This window comes from Heyndrickxia faecalis, assembly GCF_040267745.1.
Lineage (GTDB): Bacteria > Bacillota > Bacilli > Bacillales > Bacillaceae_C > Weizmannia > Weizmannia faecalis.
In genome coordinates this window covers 911,639-932,721 of the sequence record NZ_CP158453.1, presented here as the reverse complement: position 1 = coordinate 932,721, position 21,083 = coordinate 911,639, and the positions used below count along the sequence as shown (strand labels likewise).

At 39.1% G+C, this 21,083-nt stretch carries 23 protein-coding genes and 1 other annotated feature; of the genes, 1 reads left to right on the top strand and 22 read right to left on the bottom strand.

Going from position 1 to position 21,083, the window contains the following annotated elements; all coding sequences use genetic code 11:
• Nucleotides 1–68 precede the first annotated feature (68 nt).
• Nucleotides 69–656 (bottom strand): ABC transporter permease, encoded by a 588-nt coding sequence (locus tag ABR335_RS04230; RefSeq protein WP_350346612.1) that lies wholly within the window; start codon nt 654–656, stop codon nt 69–71.
• Between the two features lie 139 nt (nt 657–795).
• Between ABR335_RS04230 and ABR335_RS04225 the strand changes: the two genes are divergently transcribed.
• Nucleotides 796–2,481, top strand: a complete 1,686-nt coding sequence (locus tag ABR335_RS04225; RefSeq protein ID WP_260832243.1) for an IS1634 family transposase — start codon at nt 796–798, stop codon at nt 2,479–2,481.
• 134 nt (nt 2,482–2,615) lie between these two features.
• On the opposite strand, the gene ABR335_RS04220 is transcribed toward ABR335_RS04225, so the two are convergent.
• From ABR335_RS04220 to ABR335_RS04120, 21 genes are all read right to left on the bottom strand, one after another.
• Nucleotides 2,616–3,206 carry an ABC transporter permease gene (locus ABR335_RS04220; RefSeq protein WP_350346611.1) on the bottom strand — a complete coding sequence of 197 codons (591 nt, stop codon included), beginning with the start codon at nt 3,204–3,206 and terminating at the stop codon, nt 2,616–2,618.
• Nucleotides 3,203–3,886, bottom strand: a complete 684-nt coding sequence (locus ABR335_RS04215; RefSeq protein ID WP_014097348.1) for an ABC transporter ATP-binding protein — start codon at nt 3,884–3,886, stop codon at nt 3,203–3,205. Before ABR335_RS04215 ends, ABR335_RS04220 begins: the two co-directional genes overlap by 4 nt.
• Complete coding sequence (locus ABR335_RS04210) at nt 3,887–4,945, bottom strand: efflux RND transporter periplasmic adaptor subunit (protein WP_035190615.1); 1,059 nt, start codon at nt 4,943–4,945, stop codon at nt 3,887–3,889.
• A gap of 72 nt (nt 4,946–5,017) precedes the next feature.
• Complete coding sequence (locus tag ABR335_RS04205; protein WP_014097346.1) at nt 5,018–5,215, bottom strand: hypothetical protein; 198 nt, start codon at nt 5,213–5,215, stop codon at nt 5,018–5,020.
• Between the two features lie 15 nt (nt 5,216–5,230).
• Nucleotides 5,231–5,458: a DUF5970 family protein gene (locus ABR335_RS04200; protein ID WP_014097345.1), complete on the bottom strand. Its 228-nt coding sequence runs from the start codon at nt 5,456–5,458 to the stop codon at nt 5,231–5,233.
• Between the two features lie 13 nt (nt 5,459–5,471).
• Nucleotides 5,472–5,996: a stage II sporulation protein M gene (locus ABR335_RS04195; protein ID WP_035190618.1), complete on the bottom strand. Its 525-nt coding sequence runs from the start codon at nt 5,994–5,996 to the stop codon at nt 5,472–5,474.
• The gene (locus tag ABR335_RS04190) at nt 5,989–6,690 is read right to left on the bottom strand and encodes an ABC transporter ATP-binding protein (RefSeq protein WP_014097343.1); all 702 of its coding nucleotides are present in this window, start codon (nt 6,688–6,690) and stop codon (nt 5,989–5,991) included. The genes ABR335_RS04195 and ABR335_RS04190 overlap by 8 nt, the downstream gene beginning before the upstream one ends.
• A complete protein-coding gene (locus tag ABR335_RS04185) occupies nt 6,677–8,338 on the bottom strand; it encodes a hypothetical protein (protein ID WP_035190621.1) in 1,662 nt (553 codons plus the stop codon). The genes ABR335_RS04190 and ABR335_RS04185 overlap by 14 nt, the downstream gene beginning before the upstream one ends.
• A 51-nt stretch (nt 8,339–8,389) precedes the next feature.
• Complete coding sequence (locus tag ABR335_RS04180; RefSeq protein WP_035190623.1) at nt 8,390–8,728, bottom strand: uberolysin/carnocyclin family circular bacteriocin; 339 nt, start codon at nt 8,726–8,728, stop codon at nt 8,390–8,392.
• A gap of 54 nt (nt 8,729–8,782) precedes the next feature.
• The gene (locus ABR335_RS04175) at nt 8,783–9,355 is read right to left on the bottom strand and encodes a hypothetical protein (protein WP_035190626.1); all 573 of its coding nucleotides are present in this window, start codon (nt 9,353–9,355) and stop codon (nt 8,783–8,785) included.
• Between the two features lie 645 nt (nt 9,356–10,000).
• Nucleotides 10,001–11,713 carry a hypothetical protein gene (locus ABR335_RS04170; RefSeq protein WP_350346610.1) on the bottom strand — a complete coding sequence of 571 codons (1,713 nt, stop codon included), beginning with the start codon at nt 11,711–11,713 and terminating at the stop codon, nt 10,001–10,003.
• A gap of 486 nt (nt 11,714–12,199) precedes the next feature.
• Nucleotides 12,200–12,556 (bottom strand): hypothetical protein, encoded by a 357-nt coding sequence (locus ABR335_RS04165; protein WP_014097337.1) that lies wholly within the window; start codon nt 12,554–12,556, stop codon nt 12,200–12,202.
• Nucleotides 12,553–13,248, bottom strand: a complete 696-nt coding sequence (locus ABR335_RS04160) for an ABC transporter ATP-binding protein (RefSeq protein WP_350346609.1) — start codon at nt 13,246–13,248, stop codon at nt 12,553–12,555. Before ABR335_RS04160 ends, ABR335_RS04165 begins: the two co-directional genes overlap by 4 nt.
• A gap of 275 nt (nt 13,249–13,523) precedes the next feature.
• A complete protein-coding gene (locus tag ABR335_RS04155; protein WP_225620915.1) occupies nt 13,524–14,174 on the bottom strand; it encodes a response regulator transcription factor in 651 nt (216 codons plus the stop codon).
• Between the two features lie 30 nt (nt 14,175–14,204).
• Nucleotides 14,205–16,484 (bottom strand): sensor histidine kinase, encoded by a 2,280-nt coding sequence (locus tag ABR335_RS04150; RefSeq protein ID WP_350346608.1) that lies wholly within the window; start codon nt 16,482–16,484, stop codon nt 14,205–14,207.
• Between the two features lie 6 nt (nt 16,485–16,490).
• Nucleotides 16,491–16,652 (bottom strand): hypothetical protein, encoded by a 162-nt coding sequence (locus tag ABR335_RS04145; protein WP_014097332.1) that lies wholly within the window; start codon nt 16,650–16,652, stop codon nt 16,491–16,493.
• A gap of 106 nt (nt 16,653–16,758) precedes the next feature.
• Nucleotides 16,759–17,370, bottom strand: coding sequence for a polyprenyl synthetase family protein (locus ABR335_RS04140; protein ID WP_350346607.1), 612 nt, complete (start codon nt 17,368–17,370; stop codon nt 16,759–16,761).
• A 3-nt stretch (nt 17,371–17,373) separates the two neighbouring features.
• The gene (locus ABR335_RS04135) at nt 17,374–17,637 is read right to left on the bottom strand and encodes a hypothetical protein (RefSeq protein WP_350346606.1); all 264 of its coding nucleotides are present in this window, start codon (nt 17,635–17,637) and stop codon (nt 17,374–17,376) included.
• A 130-nt stretch (nt 17,638–17,767) separates the two neighbouring features.
• Nucleotides 17,768–18,004: a binding site (T-box leader), on the bottom strand.
• Between the two features lie 41 nt (nt 18,005–18,045).
• Nucleotides 18,046–18,759, bottom strand: coding sequence for an aldehyde dehydrogenase family protein (locus tag ABR335_RS04130; RefSeq protein ID WP_350346605.1), 714 nt, complete (start codon nt 18,757–18,759; stop codon nt 18,046–18,048).
• A gap of 14 nt (nt 18,760–18,773) precedes the next feature.
• Nucleotides 18,774–19,874 carry an SDR family oxidoreductase gene (locus tag ABR335_RS04125; protein WP_350346604.1) on the bottom strand — a complete coding sequence of 367 codons (1,101 nt, stop codon included), beginning with the start codon at nt 19,872–19,874 and terminating at the stop codon, nt 18,774–18,776.
• Nucleotides 19,875–20,168: 294 nt separating this feature from the next.
• Nucleotides 20,169–20,945: a glycogen/starch/alpha-glucan phosphorylase gene (locus ABR335_RS04120; protein WP_350346603.1), complete on the bottom strand. Its 777-nt coding sequence runs from the start codon at nt 20,943–20,945 to the stop codon at nt 20,169–20,171.
• Nucleotides 20,946–21,083: the final 138 nt, after the last annotated feature.

Sequence of the window (21,083 nt, the reverse complement as noted above, 5' to 3'; positions counted from 1 at the left end):
TCCGGTTAGGACGTTTTACTTTGCACATTCATCATTGTTTAGACCCCTGTATTCTTCCAATCAACATCCTAACGCAAAATATCGATCAAGTTCTTATTGGCTGCATTTTTAGCCGGCAATATGCCAAATAGAATGCCGACAAAGGTAGAGACGCAAAAAGCGAGTAAAAAGCTTCCTACACCGATCACGGCACGGAAAGGTAAGAAGAGCGAAATGAGCCACGCGAGTCCACCACCTATCCCAAAACCAATCAAGCCGCCTATTCCCGTCAACAACACCGCTTCCAAAAGGAACTGGAATAAGATATTCTTTGGGGTTGCGCCGATAGCGAGACGAATGCCAATTTCCCGGGTACGTTCAGAGACAGAAATATACATCATGTTCATTACCCCAATCCCAGCAATAAACAGCGAAATCCCGGCAATTGCGCTAATGAAGTAGGTTAAACTGTTAATGACTGATCCAATGCCTTTCAAGATTTGCCCCATTTCTATATGCTCATAGCTCCCCTGCAAATGATGGCTGCCCTGCTTGTTGAGCAGGCTGACGATTTTTTTTGTTTGTTTACTGACGTTTTCCCCGCGATTGAAGACCAGTTTTAATTTATTTCCCACGTTGCTGATATTACTTTTCTTATAAACCTTTTTGGGAATCATTATATCATGAAAATCATCGGCATTTTCAAACGCATATTCCGCACGTAAATTTTTCCATTTTATGATTTTTTTAAAGGAATTTTCTCCTTCTTTGTAGAATTGAATGATTATCTAATTACGGGAAGATGAGGAAATTTTTATGTCAGATCAAATTTTAACCTTACATGTGGGGCCGTCTCAACTTTTATCTAAACTGTGTGATGAAATAGAACTCGAAAAGACCATTAATGATTTAGTCAAATGGGATTCTGTCCGTTGTCATGTCTCACCCGGAACAAGGATTAAAGCCCTTGTCTTAAACATTTTATGCAGTGGCAAGCCCCTTTATAAGGTTCATGAATTCTATCAAAACCTAGATTCTGAGATGCTTTTCGATACATCGGTTTCACCCGATCAATTAAATGATGATGCATTAGGAAGAGCATTAGATTACTTGTATGAAGCCGAAGCATGGAAAGTCTATTCCACCATTGCATTAAAAGCACTAAAAAAATTGAATCTTCCTATTGGTGTACTGCATAACGATACAACCTCAATTTCTGTTTACGGAGAATATAAGCAACCGAAGGAAGATGGACTGCAAATTACGTACGGGTATAGTAAGGCCCATAGGCCTGACTTAAAACAAATCGTTCTGGGGATGGGGGTCACACCTGAACGAATTCCTATCCTTGCAAAAGTAGAAAATGGGAATACTTCGGATAAATCTTGGAATGTGGAATTCATTCAAAAGATGAGAAAAATCCTTTCCCATGAAGATTGGAAAAATCTCATTTATCAAGCCGATTCTGCATTAATCACAACGGAAAATCTAGCGGAAATTCAACAACAAAATTTATCGTTTATTTCCCGTTTACCTGATACATTCGGTTTAAGCACAGAACTAAAGAAAGAGGCATGGTTGCTCAATAACTGGGAAAGGGTAGGCTCACTTAGCAATAAAAAAGACGCAGCTATTTACCAAATTCAAGCTTTTGAAAGACAAATTCAAAACCTTCCTTACCGGTTTCTTGTTGTCCACTCAAACAATTTAGATCAACGAAAAGAGAAAACCCTAAATCGGGCGATCGAAAAGGAAGAAATACAATTAAAAAAAGAGATAGAAAAACTGAGTAAAGTTATCTTTCATTGTAAAGAGGACGCACTAGAAGCAATTCAATCTTTTAAGAAAAAACAAAAGGCTTCATATTTCTGTTATAAACTAAACGTCCAGATGAGTGATCAACCTATCAAACGAAAAAAGAGAGGAAGACCTAAAAAGGACGAACAGACAAAACAAGAACAAATCTATCAAATACAACTGGAATCGTTTGAAAAAGATCATGATTTTATCGAAAATAAGAAAAAAATGCTCAGCACTTTTGTTTTAATCACAAATAAATTAGATGAGGAGACACTATCCAATCAAGAAGTTTTGAGGGTTTATAAAGGACAGTCGGCCGCTGAGACCCGTTTCCGATTAATCAAAGATTCACAAATGATTGATGCCATTTACTTAAAAACCCCGGAAAGGGTTGAGGCCTTAGGTATTGTGTATGTGATGGCTTTATTAATCTATGGAATTTTAGAATATCGAGTTAGAAAAGAACTGAAAGAAAAGAACCTATCTCTAATCTTGAAAGGAAAAAGGAAACTCTATCAACCCACAGGCCAAGCATTGTTAGAGCAATTAGAAGATATTACCGTGATCCTTATAAATCAAAATCAACAAAAAATAAGGCTCTTACCCGATAATATTGATTCACAAGCCAAAAAAATCATTGAATTATGCGGGTATGATGTATCAATATACGTGTCAAAAAATGTCGAAAACAAAGGAGAATAACACACAATAGGAGGAATTCATGAAAAGAATGTCGAATTGAAAAGAATTTTATCGAAAATTCCTCAAAAATAAGAAGATATCATCCCACCAAGCCATTTAAATATAGTTCATTCAAAAATTAGAATGAACTATATTTAAGACGTGCGAAATGTGGGTTCAAAGACTCCGATAACATGGTAGCTAATCCCATTCACGATGACAGCCGTATCTAAGGCACGATTGGGTTGAATATAAATAGAAGCCGCCAATTTTTTTGAAATTAAAGCAACAGGATCAGCGAATGTGATATTATTTTGAGAGATATTATGGCCAGCAGAAATCTCTTGTTCCGAAGAAGAACGTTTAAGAAGCTTTACTGTTACGTTTTGTTCGCTACCATTTAGCGAAGCCTGGACATCGACTGTCCCATTGTCATCGTTAATAATATGAGCCTCTGCCAGTCCGAAGCTTGCCCCGGCGGAATTTAATAACGATAGATCCGACTCATTAAAACCAGATTCGGCCGCGTTCAAATCGTCAGCATAATATTCCACGACAGTTGACTGCTTGCCCGAATTGGACGCCTGTAAATTTTTAAGAGTTGCTTTCTCAACGCCTTTACCTAAGGAAATAATCGTAATCACCGAGGCAATGCCGATAACGATGCCCAACATTGTTAAAATACTTCGCCTTCGATTCGCCAAAAGCGAACGTATTGCAGTAAAAAACAGTTCGGCTGCCCTCATTTGCTGACGCTCCTATCGCTTTCAATCCGGCCATCCATAATTTGAATCATACGTTGGCTCTGGCTGGCAACTTGGTAATCGTGCGTAACCATAATAATGGTGGATCGTAATTTTTGATTTAAGTCAAGGAACAGTTTTAAAATCTCTTGCGAAGTATGCCTGTCAAGTGCGCCAGTGGGCTCATCGGCCAGTAAGAAACTCGGCTTGGATATAAGGGCGCGGGCAATGGCAACACGCTGTTGCTGGCCGCCCGACAGCTGGGACGGCAACTTTTTAGCAATTCCTTTTAAATGCACACTTTGTAATACATTATTCACTCGTTCGCCGATGTCCTTTCGGCGGTATCCGGCATAAAGCAGCGGTAAACCAACATTCTCAGCAACCGTTAAATTCGCAATCAGTTTAAAATTTTGGAAAACGAAGCCCACGTTTTGATTTCGCAACTTTGCATAGTCTTTTGATGACTTGCCAATTACCGAATTCCTCTTAAACAAGTATTCACCCTCAAATTGATTATCAAGAAAGCCAATGATATTAATGAGCGTTGATTTGCCCGAACCCGACGGCCCCATAATTGCCACGAACTCTCCTTGATTAATTTCCAAAGAAATATCCTTCAGCACATGAATTTTTTCATCTCCTTGTTGATAATACTTGTTGAGCCGTTCTAATCGAATCAATCAGTTCACCTTCGCTCCATCTTTTAGTCGTTTGTCCGGATCAGCCACAATACGATCGCCGGGGTGCAATCCGCTTTTGAGGGTGTAGAAACCGTTCTGTTTCTCTACCGCCACAGTGCGAAAACGTGCTTTTCCATTTACGACTAAATAAACGGCCGTTTGACCATTCTTTTTGATAATGGCTTTGCTCGGAAGCTTTATTTGCTTTTGTGGTATTGTGATTTGCACGCTTTGGCCTGCCATAAAGCGGCGATCCACATCGACCGTGAAGTCATACATTGAAAAGCCTTTCTTAGTAGCGGTTTTTGAGGGTATTTTGGAAATAAACTGAATGGTTGTGGTCTGCCTCTTCCCGTTTGCCAAGGCCTTAATAACCACTTTACTCCCTACACGCAACTTGTCATAGTCATATTCGGAAACACTCGACTGGACCTCTAAAGCATCCGAGCTGATGCTGTATTGCGATTGGCCGCTATTATTAGTGGAAATACTCACCACACCATCAAACGGTGCTTTTAACCTGCCCTCCACTCTATTCTCCAGCTGATTTAATTGATCCTGTTGATTTTGCAAACCAGCTTCTGTATCTCGATAGGTATTCTGATCTCTTGCAATTTCAAGATTCAGCTCCTCTTTATTCTCTTCTTGGTGTACTGCTGATAATTTCTTTTTAAGATAAGCAATGTTTTGTTTTTGAACCGCTAAGTCGCGCTGTATTTTTAAAATACTCTGTTTCACCTCAGTAATCTTCTCTATGATTTCGTTATTATGGGTTGTTAAGAGAACATCCCCTTTTTTCACTTCATCACCGTTCCGTACATTTACTTTTTGTACTGTACCATCCGGTAGTTGCAAATTCTGTGTCTGCTTTGCTGAAACCTTCCCTGTTTCAACTAACGCCGGAGTATATTTGACCACATATTGCTGGTAATGGGGTTCGCTTTTTAAACTTGCATTCGTCCTTAAAACAATTACCAAGCACAGCACTCCAAAAAGGGCGGCAATAATAATCAAAGCAATAATGAGATTTTTCTTCCCGTTAGCTGTCTCTTCATTCATGATAAAACCTCGTTCATAAATATGTTTTTATTTCTTGTTAATAAATGTGGCTTAAAACGCAACTATGGAAATCTACTTTTTAAAATCGATAACGGCAATGACGGCTGTTATTAACGATATGCAAAGTGCGAGGAGGCCAAAAATAACTGCCACCATATTTAATGTTCTATCCGGAAGATTCCAACCTATAAGTTCAAAAACCGGCTTGACTGTAACTGCTAGAATAAAAAATATAAGTGCAACTATAAAAATTGCATACTTGTTAACCAACTATCCCATCTCCTTTCAGGCAAAATATAAAAGAACACTGCCGATTAAGTTTACAATAAATACTGTGATAAATAGTATTCGTGCAAAAATCTTTTTAAATGGGCTAAACAAAAACATATATAAACCAAATAACCCGAAAGTACTTACTGGCAATAAAAATGGATAATAATGGGATATAATCAATCCGAAAGCTAAAACAAGCGGAATTCCAATCAAATATAAGATTTCACCTATTTTTTTCATTTTCCTATCCTTTCTATTTGAATAATGGTGTCAAATAGGTTTCTATTAAACCGCTGATCATAATAAATAGCATTACCACAATTAGTAATAGCAGTATATTTGTAAAATAATCTTTGATAAAGTTGCTGATATTTTTCTTGTGGAACAATTGAGGAATTAGAGTAATACCTTTAAAACCAATTACTCCACTTACAATTAAAGCAGGAATTTCGAATATTCCATGTGGTAAAATCAATAAAACAATTTTTAATACACCAAAGTCCAGATTATTCATAATGGATTCGCCAAGGATTAATCCATTTGTAAATAAATATAAAATTGTAGTTAAACCAAACGTAAAAAAACCGGAAATGATCAGACCGCACGCTAATAAATTATTGTCAATTAGATGTATCAGACTAGATGTTGTATTTAAACTTCCGCTTTTATTAACTGGATCAGCGGATGTGATACCGTATACAAAACCCGAAACATAGATTGCTGTTGTAATCGTCAACAAAATCCAATTGTTTCTTAAAATAGAGGGAACTTTATACATATATGTTTTCTACTTCCTCCTCTAATTTATCCAAGCTATAATCTTGCACGGTTATTTTTCTGGCAAGTTTGCCTTCATGGATGATTGCTATTTGGTTGCAAACAGAATGAGCTAATTCTAATAAGTGAGTTGTTATGAGCACTGTTTTTCCTTTATCCGTGTAATCTTTTAGAAATTTCCTTATAACCTTACTTGATTTTAAATCTATTCCCGTAAGCGGTTCATCTAATATTAAAATTTGAGGCTCATGTATTAGAGCAGCCGCTATCGAAATCTTTTGCTTCATTCCATGAGAATACGTTTTTATTAATTGATCTTTCTCATTATACAATTCAAAATCATTAAGGATATTCGCGGCAAATTCGACAATTTTCTTTTTTGGCACATTAAACATTCCGCCAACAAAATACAGATACTCTTCTCCCGTAAGATATTCGTATAAAATAGCGTGATCCGGTACAAATCCTATAAGATTTTGCAATGCATAATTTTTAATGTCTTGTTTTTCTCCATTTATGGTGACTTCCCCACTATCAGGAACCATCATCCCTGCAATAATTTTTAACAAAGTTGTTTTCCCTACACCGTTTGTCCCTAATATTCCAAAAAAATCGCCGTCTTTAATTTCCAGAGAAAGCCCCCTCAGAACAATTTTTTTATCGAATCGTTTTTTAATATTTTTAATCTCTATCATTCAAAATGTACCTCTCATTCATGTTAATCTTTTTTAGATATAACATAGAGAATAAATAATTAAGTAAAGTAAAAACAATCATAACTGTCCCAAGGCTTAAAAGTATAATTGAAGAAAAAGTACTGAATTTCATTAACAGGAAACTGACGAGACTTATCATTTGTAATATAATGACAAAGATACATCCTTCGTAGATATGTTGAAATGTTTTTGCTTTACTTGATTCCCCGATTTCATAGAAATGCTCCCAGTTCTTTTTTGGATACAGTAAAACACTACTTGTTTGAATAAGGCTATATAAATAACCGTTACACAAAAATATAATAAAAAATACAAAATGAAGCAGAATGAAATAAGGTTGCCAGAAAAAAGAAATAAAAGTTAGAAAAATCGTTAGAAACCAAACAATAAGATTATAATTTCTTAATTTTGGTTTTGCTAATTCCCATAAATTAAATACATTAGAATAAAAAATATGGTAATTTTTTAAATCTAATTCAACGGAAAGAATCATTTTTATTGCATCTCCAACAAGCTGATAGAACAATGAAGAAATTAAAAAAGCGGAAATAATCGATGCTTGAACAGGATAGCCACTAAAGTATCTTAAGATAAAAGGGAAACCAAATCCAAGAAAAAACATAACCAAAAATAGCATGTTGCCAAGATTTCTAAAAAAGAAACCATCGATTCTTAATAGAAAAGCTCTATCTTTATGTAAGATACAATAAAATATTTTCTTTTTATTTGCTAGCGGTATTGTGTTTGAGTAAACTCGATTATTTAATTTCGTGTACTCTATTAAGTCGAATCTCTCTAAAGTTTTGCTCCATATTATATATACAAGCACACATGAAACCGCCAAAATTGAAACAATGATTAAGTCGGAGGAAATGTTATTTTTACAAATTACTTGATAAGGGTTTGCCACTTTAAAATAATAAAATATTTTAGTATGGGATAATTCATACAGGGACTGTACAATATTAAATTTATTCAGCAAATAAAATCCGAAGAAGCCAATAATCACAGGTACCAATAGGTTAATAATTAATGCAATTATTTTTATAATGGATGATTTTAATGCTCTTGACCATAAAATTGATAAAATATATGGAATGTAAGAGAATAACAACGACAAGAAAAAGTTAACAAAGAAATACATAAGTACTATGAGAAGCAAATCAAATATACCGATAATTGAGTTTTGGGTTAGGTTTAAAGCTAATAAAACGGGTATTAATATTAAAATACTTGTTAGCATTGCTTTTTCAATAGTTTTATATACTAAAACAGATTTCAACTGAACAATCCTAATCCTTCTATTTTGATGGATTAACTTTCTTTCATCTTTTAAAAAATAGTCTCTATTGTTTTTGAAAAAACTTAGGGACGAAGCGATTTGTTCAATGAAAATGAATACCAACAGTAACTGTAAATATGTATTTGGGAGCATGTATTTCTTACTAATATAAAACGACAAAATAAACACTAGTAATGAAGTGAGAAAGATAAAGGATAATAAAGCATAAAAGGCCTTTTTAACCCCAATATGATTCAGATTCCAATCGTCTAATTTTTTTCTTGTCTTTGAGAGCATATTAAATTTCACAATATAATACAGTATACTATAATTATTATTTTTCATAAACTCGTCAACTCTTTCTTCAAACTAAAAAAGGGGGGCAGGTAATGCTAATTACCAAGCAGCCGCGTACTTTTTACCGTATTTTTTGATCATCGCTTTAGCAGTAGCGACAACAGCGTAAGAGATAGCTCCAGCGCCTGTAACAACACCAATTAAAGAAATAATTGATGCAATCGTTGAAGCAGTATCGATAATATCGATAGCCTTCTTTGCTGCGGCGGTGGAAATGCCAAGAGTGCTTGCTAAGTAAGCATTGCCAGGCAAAACTGCAGTTTGATGAATAGTGATTTGTAGTGTGCTGATATACGCAACCGATGACAGAGTGGCGAGTACCAGCCCAATTACCACAAACAGAAATACCCTTTTTTTGTTAGATAAGCTGTTTACCATACATTTCACTCCAATCTTAATTTTTATATATATAGTTTAATAGCCCCCCCATTATTAAACTATATAATTTAGAAAATAAGAGAGACCGATATTTACAAATTTAATCAGCAAATAAATGAGTGTTAAATAAAATACTTTTTTTCTGTTGCTTGATAAAATATTAACTCCTAAAAGGAAAAATAAAACAGTACTTAACCATAAAAAAGGATCCGCTATTTGTGAAAGAAAACTCTGCTTTCCAACAATATAGATTTTGCTTGTATTTGCATGAAACAGATTTACTATGCCTGCTATGACAAGTTTAAATGAAAGAAATAATGAAGTTAGGGAATAAACTAATAAATAATCTTTTTTCTTTTTTTTAATTCCAAACAGGAATCCAAAAAAAGCAACCACTAAAGCTCCTATTAATATGCCAACTATTGACGTAAGCACCGTAAAACTTTGAACAGCATAAAATATTACATTAATTGAAGAGCCAAGATGATTTTCTTTATCAACCTGAGACCAAAACAAATTTAGCGCTTTTTGATGAATACAGTATTGAAAAAAAGCATTAAATATTACTATAAAAAATAAAGAAATAAAAATCCAATAAGTATTTGATGATGTTATTTCTTTTTTCATTTGTTTATCTCTCCATTAATTGTTTAATATTGTTAATAGTTGAATTCTTCAATCCTTTTTCCTCAACCCATAAGAAAATCAAGGATATTTTTTATCAGTTATTAAGGACATTAAAAACTTTAGAAAGATACACTAATCAATGTATCTGATACTCATATTTTAATAGGCCCTAGAGCCATTGTCACCGAAATCTTTGTGTGGTATTACCGAAAAATTTGTGTGGTATCACCGAAAAAAAGTGGACAGATGCTACCCAAACATTGATGGCTAATACAAAAAAGCGGAATTCTGTGCGAATCCGCTCTATCCATGGATTTTTATATGAATCAGCGAAATAATCCTCATTTTTTTACTCTATCTGCTGGCCTCAGGCATGTACCTTATTTTTGTTTTAATTTCAAATGTCTTTTATTATTCCTTATGTTCTACAATGGTTATTACCCTAGAAACAATAGTAGTAAAAAGAATAATCCAGCGATTTCCCTAAAAAGAAAGAAGTCCCACAAAAATCTCAATCCAAAAAATATTTCATAGAATGAAAAGTTGGAAACCAACTTCGTTTATATAACAGAAAACAGTTCAGATTGCACATTAAATAAAATGACCATTTAAACATTTTTCATATAAAATTGTCTGAGACTGCCATCAAATTCGACGTCTGATAACACCATTGAAACAATAGCGCGTAGCAAAAAGATGACTTAACGGTACGACAAGCAATCCATATACTGCTATCACAAGTACGGCTTCCATCGCATCTGGCCTTTGTAGCATGACAACAATGCCCGCAAGGCCGGTACCAATTAGCAATTCCTTGACCACACGATTCCATAAAATCCGTGCCCAAGATTGACCCGCCAACCGAAGCGGGAAGTCATGTTTCGCCCGTAATATCGCGGTAATCAACGCACTGATCACTGTTGCGACAGTGAAAGCAACCACCAAGGCAATCAGCGCAAAGCTCTGCAACCTTACAACATTCGCTGCAAACTGCGCTTGAAGAATCCCATCTTCAGCAATGTAAGCAATATGAAGTTCACCATGAATGCCGTGTTCGCGTAACGCGCGCACATCAAGGCCGTGATTTTTTAACAATTGCTGTGTAGCAGCCACACCGGTAAACACAATGTTACTAGTTGAAGCCATGGAGGTTAGTGTAGAATCGTTAAATGCATCATAAATCGATGGCACAACAACGACCAGGACATCGTCAGCAAAGTGAAGACTTTGGCCCCCACCTCCTTGGGCCACTGGTAACTGAAACCCTTTTACTGGTTGCATAAACTGAAGCTGTGCGAATAATTCCCTAGAAAAACCATGCCTTGATAGAAGTTTAGTCTCTTCACGAACCATTTGAATGAGTCCCTTTGGAATACTGCGATAAGGTACCGGTTTAACAGCTGACTGTGGTGCACCCTTAGTCACTAGGTCGAGCCAACGCTGGTTCACGAATGAGACTGCTGAATACTTTCCAGAATCAGCCGGTAATCCCATTTCTTTGGTAAAAGTATAAGATAGAGCAACCTTATCACGCGATTCAGCTTCTTTTACTAATTTGCCAATTTGGGGTTCCAAGCTGTCCATTTCATCAACATCTGTTGCAAATACAATGGCGACTTGGTCTGCCAATTGCTTCCACTGTGCCATTTCAGCTGCCATAGCTGAAGAGTGTTTGTATGTAGACCATGCGGGTCCGGCCGCAGCAACCACCAGTAGAAAAGTTAATACTTGAATCACAATTGCCGCTACACGCAGGCTCTTTACTGCTGGTTGTCTGGTGGCAAGCATGGTTGCGCTCGGCCAGGCAGAAGCCGACATAACAAACGCTACGAATAGGGATACACCGATGATTGCAACTTGTAGACTTACTAAAGCTTTGAGAAAGGCACCTATGTACATCCAGCCATGAAATATACCTACATAGCCTGCTGAAACCATCACCACGACTAACGCCGCAAGCAGTAGCGCACCACCGAACCCTGATAGATCCTGCATTTGGATTTGTACGGTTGGACATCCACCTAAAACACGGAGCGCTCGCCCGCGTGCTCTCAACGACAACCAAAACAACGCCAGTGCGGCGATTAGCGCAAAAGCTGCAACAACAGCAGCAGCAAATCCCCTTTCCCGCACCACAAATTCTAGACTGCGAAAAATTGACGCATCCGTTCGACTCACCTTAACACCTGATTGCTTTAACGAGTTCACCAACTCATTCAAGTGGGTTTCCTTTCCGGTCACTAAATATAAACCATCAGGGTAAGAAGTGGCAAGTCTCTCCTTCCCAACGATCTTACCTGTACCTTCGCCGCCAAACCAAGTAAATTCCTTGGGGAAGCCCTCATTGTTAAGTGCCACGAAAATCTGAGCATCGCCATCCCCCTCAAGATCCGGTGCAACCTTGACTAGTCCCAGACCTCAGCGTGCATCTAATTTCTCCAACGTGTCAAAGGCCTTGGTAATGGAAATATTTGATTCGCTAAAGTCTAGGCTAATCCTACTCCCAGTATGAATGGCTTGCGGAAAGTCTCGATCATATAGGCCTGTGATAATTGCAGCGAGCAACGCAAGTAGTGCAAACAAGGCACTCGCAACCACCACGATAATACGCTTATACACAGATAAACCCTCCATGAACGTCAGAAACTCGACTCACCGTTTCCCAATGTTTTTTATTATTATCGTTGAGCCTCTGTGTAATAGCGAGGATTAGCAGATCATGTTTTTTCATTTATTCCTTTCCTTCCTTCACACTGTTATTCGGCCAACATATTAAAAAATACAAATGAATTATTGCCATGCTGTTTCCTAATGTAAAAAGTCATCCTACGGTGGAAATAGGCATTAGTTCTTCACCAGATATACCGGAACCCCGAACCCGTTTCGACGGCTAAGAAGATCATCAATCGCTTTACGCTCAGTTTTTGTACCATATTTCACCATGACCAGTCCCCGGTTCTGGTCTTTGGAGCAAGGCCTCCCCACTTCAACTGTAATGTCATCCCCTATTGATTTTATCTCCTTAGTAAGTTTTTGATGGCTAGCAATCGCCTCATCTACCTTCGACACAGTCGGCAGCTGATTGCACGGCGGATGCGTGTCCTCTGAGCCTGAGAACCAGCCGTTCAGTAACGCAAGCGCTCCCACTATTAACAACAAACCGACAACCACACCAATAATTTTCTTATGAACCGGCTTCATAAGGTTTCTCCCATATTACCAGTTAAATCAGTAGAAGACGGATTATGTAATGAACTGTTAGAACCGACTTCATGTTTGGCACCACATGCGTTAATCATCTCGGAATCGTGCGTTGACACAATCACTGTACGACCACCCAGAGCAAAATTCGCCAATAAATGGATGACTTTTTTCCGATTGACTGCGTCAAGAGAAGCAGTAGGCTCATCAACAAATAGAAGCTCCGCATCCTTGTAAACAGCACGCGCTAAAGCTAATCGCTGTTTTTCTCCTCCGCTTAGGTGACCGGCCAGCTCCTTTTCCCGGCCCTGTAAACCTGTTTGCTCAAGTACCTTCGCCAAGCGTTCGCGATTTCCCCTGAAACGCCGACCAAACATACTTGCATGCATGGTTACATTGAAAGCAATCGACTCCTCATCCATGATTCCGTAATCTTGAAGTATGAAGGCTGCGTGATCACACCAAAATTTGCGTCGTGCCGATGAATTGTACTTTGTAACATCTTTTCCATTAAATAAAATCTGGCCTTGATCCACCGGGAGCAACAACCCAAGGCAGTGCAGAAGTGTGGTTTTCCCACACCCACTGGGACCAACGAGAGCTGTCATGGTTCCGGAATTGCAACGTACTGACTCAGCATGCAGCACGGGTACTCCTCCAATTGAAACGGAGATGTCCTTGGCTTCGATCAACTTTTCATCCTCCAATCAAATTTGATATAAAAAGAGACATCACCAACACACAGTACAAATGACCTAATTTACTTTGCACTGAGGGGATCCTTAATTGTCAAAAAAATACCTAAAAAATGACACGTTTATTTTAATAGACAAAAGAGCCATTGTCACCGAAATCTTTGCGGGGTATCACCGAAATTTTTGTGTGGTAACACCGAAAAAAAGTGGACAGCTGCAGCCCAAACAGTGGTGGCTAATACCAAAAAAGCGGAATTCTTTGCAAATCCGCTCTATCCATGAATTTTATATGAATCAGGCGAAATAATCCTCATTTCTTTTACTCTATCCGCCACTTGTTCTCTGGAATGAATGCCCAATTTTTTATAAATGGAGCGCAGCTGATACTCTACAGAACGTTGAGTGATGTAAAGTTTAGCAGCAATTTCCTTGTTCGTATCACCGTCAATTAAACACTCAATAATTTCTATTTCTCTTTCACTAAACAGATTTTCAGTTTCCTTTTTCAACCGGAGGGTGTAAACAGACTCTTTCACAAGGGTATTTGGAAAAATGCTGTATCCACTGATAACGGCATGAACAGCGTTAATTAAAGTATTCACTGAGGCCGTTTTACTGATAATCCCGGAAATGCCTTCTTCAATTAATTGGTCCAACACAATAGCAAGTTCTGAATCAAAACCCGTATAAATAATAATTTTAGCTTGCGGCTGTAATTTGATTATTTTTTTTGATATTTCCAGACCGTTCACTTCAGGAAAACTCCAGTCAATAAGAAAAACATCATAATTCGCACTCTCTATCTTTTCTTTTAAATAATCAGCAGAAAAAATGGCTTCCGCTTCAAATCCTGCGTTTTGCAGCAAACTCTTCGTACCGCTTGCCACTAAACGATGATCATCAATGACAAGTATGGACGCCATCATTATACTCCTCCTTGTAAAACTGGCTATTTATAAACCTCGGCTGATTGGCCAGACAATTTCTATATGAAGCCCTTTCCTACCGTTTCCTGTTTTAAGTGAGTCTATGTTTAATTGACCGCCGGTAATGGCTACGCGCCCGTTTAAACCTGGCCATCCCATCGTGCTGAAATGATGCTGGCGTTTGAGTACATCTTTGTCTATCCCAATCCCATCATCATCGTAAAGAAGAATATACCTCGTGCTTTCTTCAGCCAAAATTAAGCTTACATGCTCTGCTTGGGAATGCTTGATCGCGTTGTTTAAAAGCTCTTGGACAATACGATACATGTTGATTTCCAGTTCACGATCAAAAATTGTAAAATGCTGATCGATATGCATATGTAAAGCAAATGATGATTGTTTTTGTACTTGAAGGCATAATTGATTCAGAGCAAGGGGCAAGCCCATTTTGTGAATAAATTCCGGATGTAAATGATGTATGATTTCCCGCAATGTTTTAATGTTATTTAAAATTCCCTCCCGAATTTCGGACAGCATGTCAATAACAAATGGATCAGCACAACCGGCCCTTTTGATATCGACATCCCTCGCCAGTGCCAGCAGCTCTTGTATGATCGTGTCGTGTAGATCCCTCGACAATTGCTTGCGTTCGCGCTCTGAAATGTTAAAAATTGCTTTTTTTACTGTATGCGGCAACAAATCCCGGTCTTTTTCCAAGCTTAATAAAGCGATAAGGTCTTCAGCCTTGTCCTGATTCTCAATCACAACCTGTGCATAGTTTAAAAGCGTCTCAAGCCAAATCTTTTCATCGGGATTGAGCTTTCTTCGCATTTTCCAACGCCCATATAAAAAGATCGTGCCGCTTTTGTCATGATACAAGTTGATTTTAAACCCGTGCACATCCATCTGAAAACGTTCTGTACATTCATTCGTCATCGAGTGATGTGTCACATTCACTTTAGTATTGTCGAGTAAAGAAATAGCTTTCCCATTCTGATCGACCTTTACTAAAGTAACTTCCTTAGCTGGCAGAAAGTTTTCAATTTCCCGTTTCAAAATAAAGGCTAAATTAGCCAGCTTATGCTCCGACTTCATCCATTGCAAAAAACGATTCAAGCTCATTTGAAAATCCTGCCGTTTTGGAAACATAATTTTTCTAAACCGGTATTCGACATAATCTTTTATATATAAAAACAACAGTATAACAGTAAAAACAAACAGAGCCAGGCGTGTAATCCTAAATATATTGCCCGACAGTTTACCCGGATCAAAAGCGAGCGTTCCCGTTAAAATAACGGACATTATCATTAGGCTCATCAAGCAATAATAGTGCAGCCGGTTGATAATAAAGGACAAATCAATCATTTTATAAGTCAGCGCCAAATAGCCCGTTGTAATTGGTAAAAAAACAAGAAAAGGTGTTGTCCACTCCCATGGCATGATTGAATCCTTGAAAATGACGATTGGAAGTGCGTAAAGTGTGACAAATGGCATAAGGGCAAGGAAGATACCCGTAAAAAGCACCTGTAATGATTTTTTCACCTCACTGTTTTTCGTTTGATAATATAATCGAAAAACAGAGATCATAAGAATGATAAAGACAACGGGCACAAAAAACAGTTCAAGCGGATAATCGGCGGCGATTACCCGGTTTATCAAAACAAGTCCGGCGCCTAAATATAGAAAAGAAAGCACATGGTTTGAAACCAGTCGTGATGAGGAATGATAATAATTTCGCAAAAAATGTAGCAGCAATACCAGACTGATACACATAAATATCCCCACTGTATACCTGCTCCAATTGTAGATTCGGGAATTGGCACTAATATTTAGTAATACGGGGGCGATTACTGCTAAAAAAAGGATCAGGACTGGAATTGACTTGTTTTTATCCAGAAATTTAAATAAAAAACATCCTAAAGAAAAACAAACCAAAAAGAAAACCGATGGAACAAGAAAATAATAAATCATTCCAGTAACAGGCTGATGATTATCTATTTTATATTGTACATCCTGGTTCCCGCGTTCTATCGTTATTTTCTTAGCGTCACTAATAATCTCCTTATGTTGGACGGATGGCTTTTTTGTTGGAGAACGTCCGTCAATAAGCCGGATAACATCCCCCCTGTAAATGGACTGTTCAGAAGCCCACCCGTACGGATCTACACTGTCCACCACGATTTGATGATCCGTCTTTTTGACAATAATGCCTATGTATGGATACTTAAAAATAACAAACACAAAATACGTAGCAAGTATAAACGACAAAAATAAACCAGTTAGCAAAAGAAAGCGCATTCTAATCATTTTATATCAGGCCCATAAACGATAATCTTGACTGTTCTCCCCTTTGATAGCATTCAATACGGCACATTTATCTTCTTCAGTAAAAGATTCCGGGTAATCAAAAGTCCCCGCTTTAATTTCTTCAATCAGATGTGGTTGCTTCATCAACTGGTAAATAAACGTTTCCATCTTATCATCTCCCATATTATTCATCTATCATCCATATAATACCATTTATATATTTTAAAATGATGTTTCCAACTAAAGATTAAGGAGAAAACTAAGATTTACAATCTTAAGTTTCTCCTGGGATATCCGCCTTGAAATGAATTCCATCAACAAAGCTCTTGATTTGTCTTTTAATGGTTTCGTCAACGGACAATTTATCAATAATGTTTTTTGCTTTTATTTTTTCAGCTTCTATTAAAACTCTTGTATAGAGAATAACACCTGATGATTGAATCCATGCCTCCAATGATTGAATGGCTAGTAATCGATCTAAAGACAGCCGATTTTCAAAATAAGATGCCACTGCCTTTCCGATTCGGCTTGGGTGATGGGCGAGATACATGGTAGCCAGTGTCCATTTTTTGTGAATTAGATCATTTTTTTCACCCAAATGGAGAACATCATCAAGATCGTTCTCGAGCTGGGCACAAATACCTATTCCAGTTGCATACTCACCTATTAAATGAAGATCAGTAGTATTACCAGCTAGCATAGCTCCGCACAAGCAAGCGAGCGCACAAAGTGCTCCTGATTTTTGCTTAATTACTGCAATATATTCTTCTTCTTTCAATGGTGCATTTCGAATATCAGCAAATTGACCATGAACGGAACGATTTATTCGGTCAACGATTAGTTGAAAAGCCAAATTATTTTTTTGACTGCCTAAAAATCCATTCAATTTTTACATAGCCAACAACAAAAAGGCCGTTTCCACCGTCAATGATTGGCCTGCATGATCTTGCATCCATGGCGAGCGATGATGATCCTGATCTTGCCAGTCATCTAAAATATTAAAGGCAAGTATAATCAGTTCTACACATGCTGCCACATGAAAAACGGAAGCGCTTTTTCCGCCCAGCAAATAGTGGTGGTTTACACACAACATTCCAAAAGGAAGATTTGTTTTCTCATGCTCACTCGCATATTTGTGAGCCGTATTTTTCATTTCTACATAAAAAAAGCCTTCAATTAATTCATGAAGCGCGTATTTTATATCAGTTAAAGTGCCTCTGATTCAGTTGCATCATAATCCCTCTCCCATTTTTTAAAAAAATATAAAGAGGACCCCAATCCATGTAAAGGACGGGGAACCCGCGGTGCCACCTTTATTGGCTTAATCAGCCCGGCTTTGACGGTATCAGGGAAAAACCGTATACCTGCCTTTTGTAACGATAAGGCATTCGCCAAAGCCTACTCCGGACGTTTCGGTTTGGAAGCTCGGAAGCCCATTCGCCTGCACGTCATCACCGGTTCGCACCACCCACCGGCTCTCTTCGGAATCCACACAGGTTACGCTTCTTCACTGCTATTGATTGATTATTATCTTAATGCTGAAAATAAAAAATGTCAATCTTCATTTTAAAAATCTTTTTATTTTTGTCAACCCATTTTTCATATTTGGATAACGGAACGGGATGTCGAAGACGGTTGTTTGTCGTAACACACTTTTCCGGTGGGAGAAGGCATTAAAGCTTTCCTTTCCGTGGTAAGCGCCCATCCCGCTTGCCCCGACGCCGCCGAACGGCTCAAATGGCAGTTCAAGAAGCGCCTGGCTCGTTTCTACCCCGCCTTCGATCACGGCGATAAAATCTTCCGGGAATATTTCTTCCACCAGTTTTTTCAAAGCTTTTGAAGTATGCGGCGTGTATTCCGACGGCTTGATCACTGCACAGTTTCCGGCGGCCACTGCGCCAACAAGCGGTACAAGCGCGAGCTGCAGCGGAAAGTTCCATGGCGAAATAATGAGCGCCGTGCCGTACGGTTCCGGTATAATCATGCTTTTTGAACCGGCATGGGTGAGCGGCGTTTTTGCCCGCTCCGGTTTCATCCATCTTTTCAAATGTTTCAATGTAAATGAAAGCTCGCTCAGAAGAATGCCGATTTCTGTTGCATACGCATCAAACGCCGACTTGTTCAAGTCTTTCCGGAGCGCATCCGACAGTGCCCTTTCATGCCGGATAACAGCTTTTTTCAGCGCCTCAAGCGCCCTGATGCGGAATGCATACGGCTTTGTTTTCCCCGAATAAAAGAAAGCTTGCTGTTTTGCCAGAATCGACTCTGCATTCATACGGAATCCTCTCTTTAAACAATCTTCAGCTGCTTATCGCGGTCATCTTTGTGCGTCTCATAAAAACGGACCATTGCCGGCAATGTCTCTTTGAAATCCGGGCAGGAAATCCCGGACCCCTCCAAATCTTTTTGGGCCGTGCTACAGTCATATTCTGCCTTGCATGTAAAATATTCAAGGGCTTCCCGCTCCGCATTCAGCCATTTCCGGAAAGCCTTAATAGAAAACAGCCATTCCATTACCGATAGCGGGATGGTCCCGTGCGGTTTTCTTCCGAGATACGCTTCCATGACCATTTTGTACAATTCGCGCATGCGGTACGGATGCGGGTCGGTAAGGTGATACGTTTTTCCCGTCCCGGCATGTGCATGGGCAAGATAAAGGGTGGCATCAAAAATGTAATCGACCGGGACAAAATTTCCTTCCGCCGTGCCCTCGCCGAAATACGGAATCACGGGAAAAATTTTAAATTTTGTAAGCGTATTCAAAAGAAAATAAATGCCGTCAAATTTAATGGTTTCACCAGTCTTTGAATGCCCTTTTACAATCCCGGGGCGGATCACCGTAACCGGCACCTCCCCCATGATGTCGCGAACGCGCTTTTCCGCTTCAAATTTTGACTCCTCATAATGGTTTTTAAACGTCTGCCCCATGTCGAGTTCATGTTCGTAAATGCGCCCTTCCCTTTTCCCCGACACGTAGGCGGTGCTGAAATACACATACCGTTTTAAGGCTTTAAGCGTTTTTACCCACTGGTTTACGTTCTCTGTTCCCGTTACATTCACCCGCCAGGCGATGTCCCGTTTCACCGCAAGATCGTAAATGGCGGCAAGGTGGAACACATGGGTTACTTCTTCTGCCAGCTTGAAGCGCATCCCATCTTCAATCGAGAGCCCTTCTTTTGTAATATCCCCTTCAATGACGGTGAACTGTTCCTCCGAAATGTTTTCCGCTTCCTTGCAAATTTCCCTGATCTCCGCCTCTGCTTTTTGGCGCATCGCCGGAAGCACAAGCAAATAAATGTGCCCGGCCGGATAATCCAATTGTGCCATCCGCCTGATCAGCGACGAAGCGATAAAACCAGGAAAACCGGTAAAAAAATAAATGTTTTTCACGTGTCTCCCCCTCCTGCTGGAAATCTATTGAATGATATTCGCCAAGCGGACATATTTCCCTGCAAAAAAGCAAAGATTCAGACGAAATTTCATCTCCTTTTTTCTCCCGTCCGGAAAACGGCTTATGCTGCTGGATGCCCGGTTCCCCCATAAGTGAGCGGCCCGGTCCTTGCCGGCTGCTTTTAGCGGGAGGATTCCGGGCAATATACAGCAAGCCGGCCTTTTCTATTTGCCAAGCGGGTACGCTTCACCGGGGCTGTACCCGCGTGCCATACAGGGATGAGAGACAATCCACTAAAAAAGCCTTGTTTTGCTGTTCACGTTCCAAATTTCGGCTGCATATCTGAGCACGGTATAATCCGATGAAAATACACCGGCATTGGCGATATTGATCAATGCCATCTCCTGCCATTTGAGCGGATCGCGGTACAGCATGTCCACTTTTTTCTGCGCCAGCGCGTAATCCTCGAAATCTCTTAAAACAAAAAACTCATCACCATATTTAATGAGGGAATCAAAGATGTCCCGCCCTTCCGCCTGCACACCGGGAATCGAGCCGTCAATCAGCGCATCAAGCACACGGTGCAGCACCGGATTGTTTTTATAATAATCATAGGAATGATAAGACCGGTCATGGTAATATTGGAAAACTTCCTGATCGGTCAGCCCGAAAAGGATAATATTGTCTTCCCCCACGAGGTCGCGGATTTCCACATTTGCACCGTCCAGCGTGGCCAATGTGACCGCACCATTGAGCATAAATTTCATATTGCTCGTCCCGGAGGCTTCTTTGGATGCGAGGGAAATCTGTTCGCTGACGTCAGCCGCAGGGATGATCCGCTCGGCCAGCGACACACCGTAATTTTCGATAAAAACGATCTTCAGCATATCCCTGACTGCCGGGTCATGGTTAATGAGATCCGCTGCGGCGTTTATCAACTTAATGATTTCCTTGGCGTAAGTGTAGCTCGGTGCCGCTTTGCCGCCAAAGATGAAAACGCGCGGGTAAATATCTGCTCCCGGATCATCCTTCAATTTAAAATACAAGCTTAAAATATGCAAAAGATTCAAAAGCTGCCGTATGTGTCAAGTTTTTCTCGACAAGGTTTAAATATCGGGTATTCCAAGACACTCTTTTTGTACACTTTCGGCTACCGTGCTTTACTTGCTCGGTGTAATTTTCGGAAAAGATGTAATATTTCCGTATAA

Coding starts and splice junctions, on each gene's coding strand:
- ABR335_RS04200 (WP_014097345.1), bottom strand. CDS start 5,458: ATGAAAAAAATAGGTGAAATCTTATATTTGATTGGAATTCCGCTTGTT.
- ABR335_RS04225 (WP_260832243.1), top strand. CDS start 796: ATGTCAGATCAAATTTTAACCTTACATGTGGGGCCGTCTCAACTTTTA.
- ABR335_RS04165 (WP_014097337.1), bottom strand. CDS start 12,556: ATGAAGCCGGTTCATAAGAAAATTATTGGTGTGGTTGTCGGTTTGTTG.
- ABR335_RS04230 (WP_350346612.1), bottom strand. CDS start 656: ATGATTCCCAAAAAGGTTTATAAGAAAAGTAATATCAGCAACGTGGGA.
- ABR335_RS04150 (WP_350346608.1), bottom strand. CDS start 16,484: ATGATTAGAATGCGCTTTCTTTTGCTAACTGGTTTATTTTTGTCGTTT.
- ABR335_RS04155 (WP_225620915.1), bottom strand. CDS start 14,174: ATGGCGTCCATACTTGTCATTGATGATCATCGTTTAGTGGCAAGCGGT.
- ABR335_RS04210 (WP_035190615.1), bottom strand. CDS start 4,945: ATGAATGAAGAGACAGCTAACGGGAAGAAAAATCTCATTATTGCTTTG.
- ABR335_RS04145 (WP_014097332.1), bottom strand. CDS start 16,652: ATGGAAACGTTTATTTACCAGTTGATGAAGCAACCACATCTGATTGAA.
- ABR335_RS04190 (WP_014097343.1), bottom strand. CDS start 6,690: ATGATAGAGATTAAAAATATTAAAAAACGATTCGATAAAAAAATTGTT.
- ABR335_RS04220 (WP_350346611.1), bottom strand. CDS start 3,206: ATGAGGGCAGCCGAACTGTTTTTTACTGCAATACGTTCGCTTTTGGCG.
- ABR335_RS04185 (WP_035190621.1), bottom strand. CDS start 8,338: ATGAAAAATAATAATTATAGTATACTGTATTATATTGTGAAATTTAAT.
- ABR335_RS04195 (WP_035190618.1), bottom strand. CDS start 5,996: ATGTATAAAGTTCCCTCTATTTTAAGAAACAATTGGATTTTGTTGACG.
- ABR335_RS04130 (WP_350346605.1), bottom strand. CDS start 18,759: ATGAATGCAGAGTCGATTCTGGCAAAACAGCAAGCTTTCTTTTATTCG.
- ABR335_RS04180 (WP_035190623.1), bottom strand. CDS start 8,728: ATGGTAAACAGCTTATCTAACAAAAAAAGGGTATTTCTGTTTGTGGTA.
- ABR335_RS04175 (WP_035190626.1), bottom strand. CDS start 9,355: ATGAAAAAAGAAATAACATCATCAAATACTTATTGGATTTTTATTTCT.
- ABR335_RS04135 (WP_350346606.1), bottom strand. CDS start 17,637: ATGAAAAATACGGCTCACAAATATGCGAGTGAGCATGAGAAAACAAAT.